General features: G+C 44.2%; 13 protein-coding genes. 5 read left to right on the forward strand and 8 right to left on the reverse strand.

Annotated features, from left to right (window positions below; translation table 11 throughout):
* Window positions 1–55 precede the first annotated feature (55 nt).
* On the reverse strand, window positions 56–1,165 hold the full coding sequence (gene pheA / locus I6L24_RS13840; RefSeq protein ID WP_004278987.1) for a prephenate dehydratase: 1,110 nt from the start codon (window positions 1,163–1,165) through the stop codon (window positions 56–58).
* A 488-nt stretch (window positions 1,166–1,653) separates the two neighbouring features.
* On the opposite strand from pheA, the gene I6L24_RS13845 reads away from it, so the two are divergent.
* Entirely contained in the window at window positions 1,654–2,172 is a 519-nt protein-coding gene (locus tag I6L24_RS13845; RefSeq protein WP_005247429.1) for a DJ-1/PfpI family protein, read from the forward strand.
* 83 nt (window positions 2,173–2,255) lie between these two features.
* On the opposite strand, the gene I6L24_RS13850 is transcribed toward I6L24_RS13845, so the two are convergent.
* Window positions 2,256–3,398: an acyl-CoA dehydrogenase family protein gene (locus I6L24_RS13850; protein WP_114541957.1), complete on the reverse strand. Its 1,143-nt coding sequence runs from the start codon at window positions 3,396–3,398 to the stop codon at window positions 2,256–2,258.
* A gap of 159 nt (window positions 3,399–3,557) precedes the next feature.
* Window positions 3,558–4,901, reverse strand: coding sequence for a dicarboxylate/amino acid:cation symporter (locus tag I6L24_RS13855; RefSeq protein WP_216986207.1), 1,344 nt, complete (start codon window positions 4,899–4,901; stop codon window positions 3,558–3,560).
* A gap of 407 nt (window positions 4,902–5,308) precedes the next feature.
* On the opposite strand from I6L24_RS13855, the gene I6L24_RS13860 reads away from it, so the two are divergent.
* Entirely contained in the window at window positions 5,309–6,310 is a 1,002-nt protein-coding gene (locus I6L24_RS13860) for a glycosyl transferase family protein (protein WP_216986208.1), read from the forward strand.
* An 86-nt stretch (window positions 6,311–6,396) separates the two neighbouring features.
* Here the strand turns inward: I6L24_RS13860 and I6L24_RS13865 are convergent, their stop codons facing one another.
* Together I6L24_RS13865 and I6L24_RS13870 are read right to left on the reverse strand one after the other, a co-directional pair.
* The gene (locus I6L24_RS13865; RefSeq protein ID WP_004278992.1) at window positions 6,397–6,669 is read right to left on the reverse strand and encodes a YeaC family protein; all 273 of its coding nucleotides are present in this window, start codon (window positions 6,667–6,669) and stop codon (window positions 6,397–6,399) included.
* Window positions 6,670–6,672: 3 nt separating this feature from the next.
* Window positions 6,673–7,611, reverse strand: a complete 939-nt coding sequence (locus I6L24_RS13870) for an NAD(+) kinase (RefSeq protein WP_004645573.1) — start codon at window positions 7,609–7,611, stop codon at window positions 6,673–6,675.
* Between the two features lie 191 nt (window positions 7,612–7,802).
* Between I6L24_RS13870 and mrcB the strand changes: the two genes are divergently transcribed.
* Both mrcB and I6L24_RS13880 read left to right on the forward strand, forming a co-directional pair.
* On the forward strand, window positions 7,803–10,193 hold the full coding sequence (gene mrcB / locus I6L24_RS13875; RefSeq protein WP_216986209.1) for a penicillin-binding protein 1B: 2,391 nt from the start codon (window positions 7,803–7,805) through the stop codon (window positions 10,191–10,193).
* Between the two features lie 14 nt (window positions 10,194–10,207).
* Complete coding sequence (locus I6L24_RS13880; RefSeq protein ID WP_005103606.1) at window positions 10,208–10,753, forward strand: hypothetical protein; 546 nt, start codon at window positions 10,208–10,210, stop codon at window positions 10,751–10,753.
* Between the two features lie 58 nt (window positions 10,754–10,811).
* Here the strand turns inward: I6L24_RS13880 and I6L24_RS13885 are convergent, their stop codons facing one another.
* Window positions 10,812–11,711: an NUDIX domain-containing protein gene (locus I6L24_RS13885; protein ID WP_216986210.1), complete on the reverse strand. Its 900-nt coding sequence runs from the start codon at window positions 11,709–11,711 to the stop codon at window positions 10,812–10,814.
* A 138-nt stretch (window positions 11,712–11,849) separates the two neighbouring features.
* On the opposite strand from I6L24_RS13885, the gene hemP reads away from it, so the two are divergent.
* Window positions 11,850–12,020, forward strand: a complete 171-nt coding sequence (gene hemP, locus I6L24_RS13890) for a hemin uptake protein HemP (RefSeq protein WP_004645578.1) — start codon at window positions 11,850–11,852, stop codon at window positions 12,018–12,020.
* A gap of 87 nt (window positions 12,021–12,107) precedes the next feature.
* Here the strand turns inward: hemP and I6L24_RS13895 are convergent, their stop codons facing one another.
* Together I6L24_RS13895 and I6L24_RS13900 are read right to left on the reverse strand one after the other, a co-directional pair.
* Entirely contained in the window at window positions 12,108–13,430 is a 1,323-nt protein-coding gene (locus I6L24_RS13895; protein WP_216986211.1) for a sensor histidine kinase, read from the reverse strand.
* A 4-nt stretch (window positions 13,431–13,434) separates the two neighbouring features.
* On the reverse strand, window positions 13,435–14,100 hold the full coding sequence (locus I6L24_RS13900) for a response regulator transcription factor (RefSeq protein WP_114541951.1): 666 nt from the start codon (window positions 14,098–14,100) through the stop codon (window positions 13,435–13,437).
* Between the last annotated feature and the right edge of the window lie 70 nt (window positions 14,101–14,170).

Consider the following 14,170-nt stretch of genomic DNA (forward strand, 5'->3'; position numbering starts at 1 on the left):
AATTTTAGGTATAAAACAGTGGTCAGCACCCTCGCCCTGACCACGTATAGCTGACTTAAAGTACAGCTGCAGGATATGAACCGAGCACGCGAACTTCTTTAACCAAAGGACGAATTTCTTCAATGGCTGCTTTCACGTGTTCCTGCTCAATATGGCCTTCAAGATCAATGAAGAACACATAAGCCCATTTTTCAGGAAGTGCAGGACGGGTTTCAATGCTGGTCAGACTGATATTATGCTTGGCAAATGGCGCCAGAATTTCCAGCAAAGCCCCGGCACGATCATGTGCTGAAATCAGTAATGAAGTCTTGTCATTACCGCTTTGTGGCACTTTTTCACGGCCAATCACCAGGAAGCGTGTGGTATTTTCCGGATTATCCTCGATATTGCTATGCATGATTTCGAGATCATAAATGCTCGCAGCAATTTCAGAGGCAATCGCGGCAGAATGCCATTCATTACGAATACGGCGCGCTGCTTCTGCGTTGGAGCTTAAAGCGACACGTTCCACGCCTGGATAATGCGCATCCAGCCACTTACGGCACTGTGCCAAAGTCTGCTGATGCGCATAAATCTGTTTGATGCTGTCTTTACGGGTATTTTCAGAAATCAGGAACTGATGGTGAATCGGTAATTCAACTTCGCCAATCACATTCAGGTTCGATGTTTTAAAACAGTCCAAAGTATGGTTGACCACGCCTTCAGAGGAATTTTCTACCGGCACCAGACCATAATGGGCACTGCCTGCTTCCACGTCACGGAAAACTTCATCAATGGTCGGTAAAGGACGAACCACAGCATCATGACCAAAGTGCTTGAGTACCGCAGAATGGGTATAAGTCCCGACTGGTCCAAGGAAAGCAATGCTTTGCGGAGCTTCGAGTGCCAGACAGGCCGACATGATTTCACGGAACAGACGTGCCATGGTGGTATCAGACAATGGCCCTTCATTACGTTCCATGACATTACGCAAAACCTGAGCTTCACGTTCTGGACGGTAAAACAGCGGATTCTCTTCTGAGGCAAACTTTGCTTTTGCCACAGCTTCAGCCAAACGTGCCCGACGGTTAATCAATTGCTGAATTTGCTGATCAACAGAATCGATATCTTCACGAATTTTTACCAAATCAAGAGAAGTCGTGGTGTTTTGATCGTCGTTGATCATTGTTCTGTCGCCCTTCATAAACCTTATCTGTTCAGTATAACAATAGTGAGCTTTCAAAGGTTACGCAATATGACATTGGTAGATTAAGTCTTAAAAACATACAGTTGATTTTAACCGTTTATCGCTTTTAGTCATATCTGGTAACATTTACTTCAGCTTTTCTGCTTGATTTACATTATTAAATTGTAAACTTTGCCTGTCCATATTAACTGATTTTAAGGAAGATGAAATATCACTATTTCTTAATCTATATAGCGGTTTTAAACATAAGAAAATTAAAATAATTGCTTTTCACACGTCATTTTTGAACCATTCATATCTAAGATAGATTTCACAATAAAATGCACACTCTGCAACCCCATTTTTATCGACTTCTCTTTGATTTCACTTATTTTTTTACATTAAATCACTACTCAATTACAAAGCAGAGACGATTTTTTAACCAATCATAGATAGTCTAACTTAAAACAAGCGTTTGGGTGTCAGTCATGCCAAAAAGAATAGCTGTACTTTTGACGAATAATTTTGAAGATCAGGAATATCTTGAACCCGTTGCGGCCTTGCTGGAAGCAAAGCATAGCATCTGTAATATTGAGTTTAATGTAGGAAAAGTGGTCTATGGTCTGCATGGCTGTTCTGCAGTGACGATTGACCGGGGCATCGAACAAATCAGTATTGATGATTTTGATGCCTTGCTGATCCCTGGCGGTGAATCTGCAGTTTCTTTATCTACCGATCTCCGGGTGCTTCAATTTATCCAAGCTTTTAACCAGGCCAAGAAAACCATCTTTAGTTTATGTGATGCATCATTATTACTGTGCGAAGCAGATGTACTAAAAAATCGAATTATTACCAGTATTCGCGCGCATGCCAGTCGCGTACAACGTGCCGGTGGAACGTATTATGATGCGGAACTGGTGAATGACAATAATCAGTTGATTTCATCGCGCCTACCCAATGATTTACCCATTTTTATTCATGAATGTTTGGATGTTTTAAAATCATAAAGTCTTAAAAAATATTTCCCATCTTGGCCATGTTCTCCCCTATAAAAAAGAGTCCTTCGGGACTCTTTTTTATAGTTGAGCTATTAACGCCCTAACAGACCGCGGGCCACAATCTCCTTCATGATTTCATTGGTACCCCCATAAATCCGCTGGATCCGCGCATCAACGAAGAAACGTGAAATTGGATATTCAGTCATATAGCCATAACCCCCAAATAATTGCAGGAGATTGTCCGCGATTTTCATCTGCATATCGGTAGAAAAACTTTTCAATGCCGCTGCAGTTTCTACATCCAGCTTCCCTTGCATATAAAGCTCAAGATTCTGGTTATAAAATGCTGCAGTTGCCAATTCATCAATTTTCGCTTGCGCCAACACAAAACGAGTATTCTGGAATTGACCGATCGCCTGACCAAAAGCCTGACGCTCTTTCACATATTGTGTGGTCACATCGATCGAGCCACGAATGGCGCCTAGAGCGGTGGCAGCGATGGCGGTACGCTCACGTGGCAATTCCTGCATCAGGTAAGCAAATCCCTGTCCCGGCTGACCCAGTAATTGGTCCTTTGGCACTTTAACATTGTCGAAGAACAGTTCAGACGTATCCTGAGCATGCAGACCAATCTTGTCCAGATTAGTGCCTTTTTTAAAGCCTTCCAGATGGGTATCGACCAGCAGCAATGAAACGCCTTTAGCTCGGGCTTGAGGATCGGTTTTGACCGCAAGCACTACCAAGTCAGCATGCTGACCATTGGAAATGAAGGTTTTTGAGCCATTTAACAGATAATATTCATCCTGCAAGATGGCACTAGTACGCATGGCTTGCAAATCTGAACCTGCACCTGGCTCGGTCATGCCAATCGCACCGACCACTTCACCGGTGACCATTTTTGGTAACCAGTATTTTTTCTGTTCTTCAGTACCAATATGCAGGATATACGGTGCTGCAATATCGGAATGACAAGACAGACCTGTGGCAATGGCACTGTATCCGGCACGTGCAGATTCTTCGATCAGCATCAAGGAATAATCGGTCGGCACCCCATAGCCACCATATTCTTCTGGAACATCGACACACAAGAAGCCATTTTCACCGAGTGCATTCCAGACTGAACGCGGCATCAGACCTTCACGTTCCCACTGGTCGTAGTACGGTGCGACATGTTCGTTCATAAAGCGTTTAAAATTATCGCGGAATAATTCTAGATCGGCATCGTAGGCAAGCATTCTATTGTCCTTGTTGTTTATCATTTTAGTTTCCTTTTCACAGACTATCGACTTTCCTGCTCCCTGTCATGTGCCGGCATTCATCTTTTTACTAACTTCACAGTCAATAAAAAAGGGAAGCCGAAGCTTCCCTTTTAGACATGAAAGACAGACTCAAAATTAGTGAGCGTTATTGCCTTCTTGTGCCATTTTTTCGTCAATTTCTGCAGGATTTGCTAAAGCATAGTTCAGCTTGTCCATATCTAACTGGCCCACCCATTTCGCAACCACTAAAGTCGCCAAAGAGTTACCGACCAGATTGGTCAAGGCACGAGCTTCAGACATGAAACGATCGATACCGAGAATCAATGCCAGACCTGCAACAGGAATATTCCCTACAGCAGCCAAAGTTGCCGCCATCACAATAAAGCCTGAACCAGTCACGCCTGCCGCACCCTTAGATGAAATCAGAAGTACCAGAAGCAGGGTAATTTGATGAGACAAGTCAAGTTGCGTATTGGTTGCTTGCGCAATAAAGATTGCAGCCATCGTCAAGTAAATCGACGTACCATCCAGGTTAAATGAATAACCAGTTGGAATCACCAGAACTACCACCGACTTCTCTGCACCGGCAAGTTCCAGTTTCTTCAACATACGTGGTAGTACTGATTCTGAAGATGACGTCCCCAGTACAATCAGAAGTTCTTCGCGAATCAGGCGGATCATCTTCATGATGCTGAACCCTGCGAAACGCGCAATTGAGCCCAATACGATGAAAATAAACAGTACGCAGGTAACATAGAAACAAATGATCAACTGTGCCAGCTGAGCAAGAGAACCAATACCATATTTACCAATTGTAAACGCCATTGCACCAAATGCACCAATTGGAGCAAGTTTCATCACCATGTTCACGATGTTGAAAAACACATGTGAAATCTGGTCGATGAGTTTCAGGACTGGCTTGCCTTGATCACCTAGCTTATGCAGTGCAAAACCAAAGATGATCGCGAACAATAGAACTTGCAGGATTTCGCCTTCTGCAAATGCGCCCACAACCGTATTTGGAATGATGTTCATCAGGAAGTCGATAGTCGATTGTGACTCACCTGAAGCGACATATTTACTGATGCCAGTGGTATCCAGTGAAGCAGGATCAACGTTCATGCCCACACCAGGCTTGACGATGTTAATCACGACCAGCCCGATGACCAAAGCAATCGTAGATACGATCTCGAAGTAAAGTAAAGCCACACCACCAGTCTTACCGACTGATTTCATGCTTTCCATACCCGCAATACCGCTCACCACGGTACAGAAAATCACAGGCGCGATGATCATTTTAATCAGACGGATAAATGCATCACCAAGCGGTTTGAGCTGTTCGCCCAAGCCAGGGACATGTTGTTCTACGCCATTGATAATTTGCGTACCACTAGGCGAAAAATGCCCGACCAGAATACCTGCAATAATGGCCACAATCACTTGAAAATACAGTGACTTATAGATTGGTTGTTTCGCCATAATAAATCTACTTGAACGATATCAAAAATAAGAAAGACCATTTTGAGGAATACACTGACCTATTCATCCCTTCTCGAATGAACTTGATCAAGTCTCAATAGGCTCAAGAGAATGTTCAAAATGATAATCAGCCATGCATTGAATCTGACACTCAAGTATCAGACCAAAGTATTAAATGGGAGAAAGAGATTAAGAAAAATTAAACAGACTCTAAAAATTGCCTAAATTTTACCGAATATTCAGACTAAATGCGCATAACTTATTAGGCGGTTGCTTATGTTTTAATCAGAATAGATTAGACATTAGTCGATAATCAGATTTAACTGATTGTTTTACGTATACTGAAAGGTTTATGGATTTCCATCATCTCCCTTGACATTAATATTTTCTGCAAGCTGTAAAAAGTTATGAATACCAAAAGAAATATTTATAAAGATTTCGAACATCCCTTTGCCCAATATGTACGCATTGTGGGTAAAGGGAAAAATGGCGCCCGCTCCCTCAGCTATGATGAAGCCTATCAAGCCTTCAGTATGATTTTGAAAAATGAAGTGCTGGATGTGCAGTTAGGTGCATTCTTGATGTTATTGCGGGTCAAGGAAGAATCTGTAGATGAGTTGGCCGGTTTTGTACAGGCGACACGTGACCAGCTGAGTTTCAAAAAACTGGATGTCGATCTGGACTGGTCTTCATATGCGGGCAAGCGCAAGCATTATCCATGGTTTATTCTGGCAGCCCTGACACTGGCCAAGCATGGTTATAATATTGTGATGCATGGTGCCTCGGGCCATACCATGAACCGCGTTTACACCGAACAGGTGCTGACTTACTTAGGCTATCCAATCTGTCAAAATGATGCCGAGGTTGAACAGCAACTTCTACAACAGCATTTTGCTTACATACCGTTAGAAGTAATTTCTCCGATTCTTGCAGACTTGATTGCGCTGCGTAATGTCATGGGCTTACGCTCCCCAATTCATACCCTGGCGCGTCTGATCAATCCCTTTAATGCCAAAGCGACCCTGCAAGCGATTTTTCATCCGGCTTATCGTGGTTCGCACCAGCAAGCGGCTTTCCGCTTAGGCTATAAAAATAGTGCGGTGATTAAAGGTGAAGGCGGCGAATTCGAGCGTAATCCGGATGCCAAAACGCTCATTTGTGGGATTAAAGATGGCGAGCTGTATGAGCATGAACTGCCGAAACTGACTGACAACCGCAGTCCGATTGAAGAAGAACTGGATCTGGCGCTATTTAAGGCTGTCTGGGATGGTCAGCAAAGCCATGATTATGGCGAGATTGCAGTGATAGAAACCATGGGCATTGCGCTATATACCATGGGCGTGTGTGACAGCTTTGAAGCTGCGATGCAAAAAGCCAAAACCTTATGGGCGAATCGCCACACGGTTTAATCTTGTGCAAAAGAAAAAAGCATTGTTCAGTGAATGAACAATGCTTTTTTTTAATTGTATTATTGCTATTGGCTGGGAATTAAGCCTTAAACAAAACGAATCGGCTTGAATTCTGGTTCATTCTTGTGATGATCATCATCACACTCCTCACCCTCTTCTTTAGTACCACGGTCGATATAACCGCTGCGCTCATTTTCAGGCAGGTTTTTCATTTCCCAGGCATACACTGCCTGCATACAGGTCTGACGCTGTTCCGGTGTCAAGGCTACACCGTTTGGCCACTTTCCAATTTCGACTGCTGTTCTTAGGCGTTCAACAATCTCAGGATTGAGTACGGCAAGCATTTGTTCAATATTCATGATTTAATCCTGCTTAAAATAATCAAAGTCCTGATTCCACCCCAGTTTGGTTCGACAGGCATTATAAAAGTCATAGCCGGGTGGATGCAGAAGATTCAGTTTAAAGGGATGCTTGCGAATATGGACGCTATCGCCCACATTCAAAGACACACTGTGTTGTCCATCCGCACTAACCATCGGCAGTACGCGATTTTCACGAATCAATAATTTAATTTCACTATGTCCACCGACCACAATCGGGCGTGAAGACAAGGTATGCGGATGCATCGGTACCAAGGCAATCGCATCCATACTTGGATGTACGATCGGGCCACCACCAGAAAGCGCATAAGCTGTAGAACCAGTCGGCGTAGAGACAATCAGGCCATCACTGTGCTGACGATAGACATATTGCCCATCAATATTCAGCTCAAAATCGATCATATGCACCGATTTCCCTGAATGTAGCACCACATCATTTAGGGCAATGGCATCGTAAATCACTTCACCTTTGGAGCGAATTTCAACTTCGAGTAAAAAACGTCGCTCAGTCTGAAAGTCACCTTTTAATACCTGATCCAGCTTGAAGATCACTTCGGTCGGCTTGATATCCGTTAAAAACCCCAGACGACCACGGTTAACCCCGATTACCGGGGTATTGTACTTGACCAAGGCGCGTGCTGCATGTAATAGCGAGCCGTCACCGCCCACGACAATCACCAGATCCACCACCTCACCCAATAAGGCACGACTGACGGTTTGGGTATTTTGATAGGGAACAAGTTCAGCTGTCGCTGCATCAAAAACTGGATGTAGGCCTAGATTGAGAAGATGATCGTGAATAAGGCATAAGGTTTCAACCACCGACGATTTATCAGGACGTCCTATTAACCCGATATTTCGAAAGGTCTTATGGGAAATTTGCACCAGTGTCGTCGCTCCGCTACGAATCCTGCTTATCATAACATTAAGCTATACCTGGATGACAATTTATAACAGTGCTTCATAGGTAGGAAATTATTTGAAATATATTCGAATTAAGGAGAAATTGTGGGGTTTCATTTTAATTTTAAGCGCATTTCTTGATTAAATATTGCAAAATAATGAAAAGCTTCGCATGATTAGCACAATTTCACAGGATCTTATAAGTATTTATGAAATCTGAACGTGGCATGGGGTTTCTTGCCTTAATTTTTTCTATTATTGTCATTTCTATCTTTGTAGCATTTAGTATCTATTTGATTAGATTAGACAATATTGTACGCGACAAGTTTGAAGGTCAGCGCTGGGATATTCCGGCCAAGGTCTTCGCACGTCCGATGGAAGTGTACGTGAATGCCCCAGTCAGTCTGCAGGATTTCCAACAAGAATTAAAATTACTCGGTTATAAAAATTCGGATAGTTATACCAAATCAGGCAGCTTTGTCACCACGGGTAATACCCTATATGTGCATACACGCGGCTTTGATTTTGGTGACCGGGTTGAACCGGAGCAAATATTAAAAGTCAGTTTCAGCGGTGAACAGATTGCAGAAGTCAGCGCGACCAAACCATCTTCAAGCGGGATTGCACGTCTAGAACCTTTATTAATAGGCGGGATTTATCCGCAGCATAACGAAGACCGTGTGCTGATCAAGCTAAATAAAGTGCCTAAGCCCTTGATCGAAGCGCTGATCGCGACTGAAGACCGTAAGTTCTATGAGCATCATGGGGTTTCACCGCGTGGTATTGCACGTGCCGTGGTCAGTAATATTACCGGTGGTAAACGTCAGGGCGGCTCAACCTTGACCCAGCAATTGGTTAAAAATTTCTATTTGACTCCTGAGCGTACCTTAAAACGTAAAGTGAATGAAGCCTTTATGGCGATGCTGATTGAATTGCATTATGACAAGAATGAAATTCTGGAAGCTTATCTGAATGAGGTAAATCTGGGTCAGAATGGTAACTACTCCATTAATGGTTATGGTCTGGCATCGCAGTTTTATTTTGGCCTGCCACTGCGTGAACTGAATATTTCACAGCAAGCATTTCTGGTGGGTTTAGTCCAAGGTCCAAGCCTATATAATCCATGGCGCAATCCTGAAAGTGCGAAAAAACGTCGTGATATCGTCCTGAATAATATGCTGGTGATGGGCTATCTGACTCAGGAACAATATGAAAAAGAAACCGCACGTCCGTTAAATGTCATTTCAAAACCGACTTTAGGCCCTGCCCGCTTCCCGGATTTTCTGGATATCGTACGTCGTCAATTGCGTACAGATTATCAGGAAACCGATCTGACCAATCAGGGTCTGCGAATTTTCACCACTTTAGATCCTTTAGCCCAAACCAGAATTCAGGACAGCTTTAAAGAGACGGTGGCGCGTTTAAGCAAATCCAATCCGGGTCGCCTGAAAGATTTACAGGGTGCGGTATTGGTATCGCATCCGGAAAATGGTGAGCTGGTGGCCGCGGTGGGTTCGACTCAAGATTTTACCGGCTTTAACCGCGCAGTCGATGCTAAGCGGCAAGTCGGTTCCCTGTTAAAGCCTGTGATCTACCTGAGTGCACTGGAATCGAACCGTTATCACTGGGCGAGCCCAATTGAAGACAGTGAAATCAGCATCAAGAGTGACGGCAAAACCTGGACACCGAAAAACTATAGTGGTCGCGGACATGGTGTCATTCCAATGTCACAAGCCTTATCGCAATCTTATAACCTGTCCACTGTGCGTTTAGCACAAGAATTTGGTCTGTCCACCTTTATTAATCATCTGAAAAAATTTGGTGTGACCTCAGATATTCCATCTTATCCATCGATTTACTTGGGTGCGGTAGATATGTCCCCGATGGAAGTGATGAATATTTACGGCAACTTTGCTACAGGCGGCTTTAAATACCCAACCAAAGCCATCCGCTCTGTGGTGGATGCCAACGGCCGCTCTCTGGATCGTTATAGCCTGAGTGTACAACCGACCATTGATCCAGCTTCTGCTTATGCCCTGAATTATGGCTTACAACAGGTCATGTCGAATGGTACAGGTCGTGCAGCCTATAACAGCTTACCACGCAGTCTGAATCTTGCTGGTAAGTCCGGTACTACGAATGACAGCCGTGACTCATGGTTTGCCGGATACTCAGGTAATTATATGACCGTGGTTTGGCTCGGTCTGGATGACAACAAAGTCACTGGCTTAACCGGTTCTTCAGGTGCCCTGCCCGTTTGGACCAATGTCATGAAACAGTTGCGCCAGAAACCGGTGAATCTGCCACAGCCGAATGAAATCGAATGGCATTGGCTGGATCGTTATACTGGTTTATTGTCTGCACAAGGCTGTGAAGGCGCCATGTATATCCCGATTTCGCGTCATGCCCTGCCAAATCAGGCGACTGCCTGCGGCATCTCGCATTATGCGACGGAACCTTATGATATTGATTCAGAACCTGCGCCATCTGATGCTGAACAGGATGATATGAGTCGCTACATACAAGAAAGTGAAACAGAAATAGAACGCGATCTTGAGAGCGAAACCCGTATTATCGCCAGTGGAAGTTATAGCCATTAATTGAGTCTATGTTTATGTTAAGAAAAATCCTCCCTGGTTTGCTCATCCTCAGTCTGGTGGGCTGCCAAAGTATCTCTGAGCCAGAAAAGCCAGTTACCCCAGTCAAGCCTGCGACGGAAAAACCTAAGGCAAAAACGCCAGACAGCGTAGTGATTACGCCTTATGACCGTCCTGACATCAAACGTCAGAAAATTGTCATTCCTGAACAGAAGCCGAAAAGCCAAAAGTTTGATGATGGCCGTAATCTGCCGGCTTTCAAGAGTCTGATGCAGCAAACCCAGCAGGCCTATACCAAGCAGCAGTTCGCTCAAGCTGAAGCGTCTGCAACTCAGGCACAGCGACTGGCCCCTCAGGCACCGGAAACCTATTTATACTTGGGTATGATTGCTAACCGTAAAAATCAGCCAGCAAGCGCCGATGCTTTTGCCTTACGTGGCCTGAGTTATGCACAATCTAGTGCCATGAAAAAGCAGCTTTGGCAAGTGCGCCTTAAATCTGCTCAGTTGCGGAAAAATGCCAAAGCGATTCAGCAAGCCCAACAGGCACTCAAAAAGCTTTAAGATAATTTTCCATAGAAACTGACTTACTAATAGAAAGTTTATTTTATAAATAAAGTGTTTAAATATAGCGAATGCCGGCAATGCCATAAGCGTGCTGGCTTTTTGCATACTCAAGCTCATCAGCCTTCATTCCACCCAAAGCAAAAACCGGAATCTGTACCTGCTCTGCCATTTGCTTGAATTGCTCCCAGCCTAGCGCAGGCGTGTCCGGATGCGTTGCGGTCGCCAGTACCGGACTCAGCAAGGCTGCTTCACAACCGATCTGTTCTGCATGCATTAAAGCACTCAGGTCATGACAGGCTGCCAGATAACGATAACCAGATTTCAATTCACCTTGTTTCAAGTCCATCAATTGAATCTGTTTTAGATGAATCGTACGAATCGTCTGCTGCTGCAATTCATTCAGTTGTGACCAAAGCTGCTGATTAATGATTAACTTGGAGAGTTGATCTACCGGATATTGGTGTAATTGCATGATCCGTTCAGGCGTTGCTTCCACGCGCCAATACAACATTTGATCTGTATCTAGACTTGATAAGATATCCAGATCTTCAGCAATCTTGATGCGCTGCGGCCATTGCAGCTTTTGAATCATGGACTGATTGGCTTTCGGGAAATTCAGCTGACCAAGTTCTTCCCGGCTATACCAACGCCAAGGCTGTTTGATTTCAGCCAGTTGAGTAGGCTGTACTGAAGCATGAAAAATATGCAAATTGACGATGAGATCTTCATATTCATGAGAAATAAAATCAGAAGCATGCCAGCGTTCGATATCAACCCCGACCTCTTCAATCACTTCGCGGCGGCAGGCTTCGACTGGTAATTCGCCCTGTTCAACTTTTCCGCCTGGAAATTCATATTTATTGCCCTGATGCTGCTTGGCCTCACGCCAGCCGACTAGAACCTGATTTTGATAAAATAAAAGCGCAATTGCGACATGAATTGTAGCTTTAGTCATGATGTACAGAACCGGTAAAGTTTTACAGATTGTAAGCAAATTAGAGTTTTTTATAAATTGCTCAATATTTCGTTGACAGATCTATTCGATAATGATTATCATTTAAATCAATCCAAAACACACCACGGAGTCGACGGAATGAACGCCCCATTTAGCCTATTCACCCGTAACAATGATACTCACCATGCCTTGCCAATGCTGCACTCCAACAATCTGTTTGCACTGGGTCGTGAAATCCGGATCATGCATGCCGGCGAAGAATACCGCTTGCGCCTGACCCGCAATAACCGTCTTATTCTGACCAAATAATTAAATCAGTTCTAATAATAACAAACGTGGGAAGCAGCAGTATGAATCAGCGCATACTGCTTTTTAATCTTCTGATCATGAGATTTGCTATTCAAGCTTAAAACTCAATAACACTTTAAGTCCGCCCAGATCCGACGGCGCATAGTCAATTTTAGCCGCATGCAATGCCATAATTTTCTGGCAAATGGACAAGCCTAAACCTGAACCTTGGGTTCGCGTACCCAAAGCCCGATAAAAACGTTCACCTAAACGTTCCAGTACATCATTAGCAATCCCCTCTCCTGAGTTTTCAATCAACAGCTGTATCTGATGCGGCTCAATAACCGTTCGGATCTCGACCTGTCCCTGCGGCGGCGTATAACGGATGGCATTGTCGACCAGATTGCGGATACAGCTAAAAATCAGCTCTGGATTCGCTTCAATCACAGCATCTTCAAGGTTTAGATTCCAGTGAATATCTTTTTCCTGTGCAAAAGGCTGCAATGCCTGCAAAGCCTCCTGAACCAGATTTTTGAGATTAACCGTTTGCGCTGGTAATTGCTCTGTCCGTTCCGGATCGAGTCGTGCCAGTAAAAGTAAATTTTCCAGTACCTGCGTACCGCGGTTGACATCATTTTGAATCAGCTGCAATGCTTGAGGGAGTTGTGCATCATCTTGATATTTGCGTTTTAAAACCTGTAGACGCATTTGAATCGCAGACAATGGCGAACGCAGCTCATGCGAGGCATCTGCAGTAAAACGCTGTTCAGCAGCCAGTGATTTCTCCAGCCGGCCGAGCATGGCATTCAGCTGACGAATAATCGGTTGCAGTTCAGTGATTTCAGGATCAGGCGTTTTGATCGGGCTTAGATCCTGAGCAGTTTTGGAACCAATCGCCCGGGAAATCTTGTTTAATGGCCGTAACTGGCGTCTGATCGCAACACGCAAAATCAGCCATTGCACTAGCCATAAAATGAATAAGATACCGGCAAAGCCCAAGGTGGTTTGCCAGAGTTCATCGAAACGTACTGAAAGTGGCTGTACGATTTTGACCAGAAGGTCGTCATCTTCCGCAGTCAGGATGCGGATAAAATGACCATTTTCATAAGCAAACTGAAAGCCGTTGTTCTGTGCTTTTGGAATGGTATTAATTAATTCATCATCAATCGAAGTAGTCAGTACCTGCTGACCCAGCAACAAGGCATACTGGATATCAAACTGTTCACTGAGTTCATCCACCTGGGCGTCTTTGGCTTGGGTGACATCGCCAAGCAGTAACTCAGAAATTTGCTCCATTAATTCATCATGCAACTGAATGGCCTGATAACTGGAAATTCCCAATAACAGCAGCCAGGCCAATACTCCAGCCAATATCGAACTGAACAGCGCATGTTTGATCAGTTTAGTTTGCAAGGAAATAGCAGCTGACATAGGTTTATACCTCAGCCTTATGCATGCGATAGCCCAGACCGCGAATAGTCTTGATCATCTGGCTGCCGATTTTTTTACGCAGCTGATAGATAAATACTTCAATGGCATTACTTTCAATTTCATCACCCCAAGCGTACAGCGATTCTTCCAGCTGTTCACGGGTGACAATATGTTCAGGCTGCTGCATCAGCTTGTATAGAATTTGAAATTCCTTCGCAGTCAGATTCACAGCTTGACCTTCTTTAGTTAGGGTCTTGGCTTGAGTGTCCAGACTGAGATCCTGCCATTGCAGGATATGATTCGGTGTTTGCTGTTTCTGTCTGAGTTGGGCACGAACTCGGGCCGAAAGTTCTTCCAGACTAAAAGGTTTGACCAGATAATCATTCGCGCCTAAATCCAGACCTTCAACCCGGTCATCAATACTGTCTTTGGCCGTAATAAAAATCACCGGCGTATCTTGATGTTGGCTGCGCAAAATTTTCAGAATGTCATCTCCAGTGGCATTCGGCAGGCCACGATCCAGCAGAATACAGTCATATTTATGCTGCTCAATCGCTAGGATCGCATGATCACCACGCTCTACCCGATCAATCACATAACCGTCCATTTCCAGCCAAGTCTGGATACTGTCTGCCTGAGACTGATCATCTTCCGCCAAAAGAATACGCATATTCTGCTCCGTTTGCTTCCTTGTTCTATCTTGCCTTGAAAAAGTTCCAGACTCAAAAAAACCACATGCT

The sequence above is a fragment of the Acinetobacter lwoffii genome (genome assembly GCF_019048525.1).
Lineage (GTDB): Bacteria > Pseudomonadota > Gammaproteobacteria > Pseudomonadales > Moraxellaceae > Acinetobacter > Acinetobacter lwoffii_K.

Coding starts and splice junctions, on each gene's coding strand:
- pheA (WP_004278987.1), bottom strand. CDS start 1,165: ATGATCAACGACGATCAAAACACCACGACTTCTCTTGATTTGGTAAAA.
- I6L24_RS13845 (WP_005247429.1), top strand. CDS start 1,654: ATGCCAAAAAGAATAGCTGTACTTTTGACGAATAATTTTGAAGATCAG.
- I6L24_RS13850 (WP_114541957.1), bottom strand. CDS start 3,398: ATGCTTGCCTACGATGCCGATCTAGAATTATTCCGCGATAATTTTAAA.
- I6L24_RS13855 (WP_216986207.1), bottom strand. CDS start 4,901: ATGGCGAAACAACCAATCTATAAGTCACTGTATTTTCAAGTGATTGTG.
- I6L24_RS13860 (WP_216986208.1), top strand. CDS start 5,309: ATGAATACCAAAAGAAATATTTATAAAGATTTCGAACATCCCTTTGCC.
- I6L24_RS13865 (WP_004278992.1), bottom strand. CDS start 6,669: ATGAATATTGAACAAATGCTTGCCGTACTCAATCCTGAGATTGTTGAA.
- I6L24_RS13870 (WP_004645573.1), bottom strand. CDS start 7,611: ATGATAAGCAGGATTCGTAGCGGAGCGACGACACTGGTGCAAATTTCC.
- mrcB (WP_216986209.1), top strand. CDS start 7,803: ATGAAATCTGAACGTGGCATGGGGTTTCTTGCCTTAATTTTTTCTATT.
- I6L24_RS13880 (WP_005103606.1), top strand. CDS start 10,208: ATGTTAAGAAAAATCCTCCCTGGTTTGCTCATCCTCAGTCTGGTGGGC.
- I6L24_RS13885 (WP_216986210.1), bottom strand. CDS start 11,711: ATGACTAAAGCTACAATTCATGTCGCAATTGCGCTTTTATTTTATCAA.
- hemP (WP_004645578.1), top strand. CDS start 11,850: ATGAACGCCCCATTTAGCCTATTCACCCGTAACAATGATACTCACCAT.
- I6L24_RS13895 (WP_216986211.1), bottom strand. CDS start 13,430: ATGTCAGCTGCTATTTCCTTGCAAACTAAACTGATCAAACATGCGCTG.
- I6L24_RS13900 (WP_114541951.1), bottom strand. CDS start 14,100: ATGCGTATTCTTTTGGCGGAAGATGATCAGTCTCAGGCAGACAGTATC.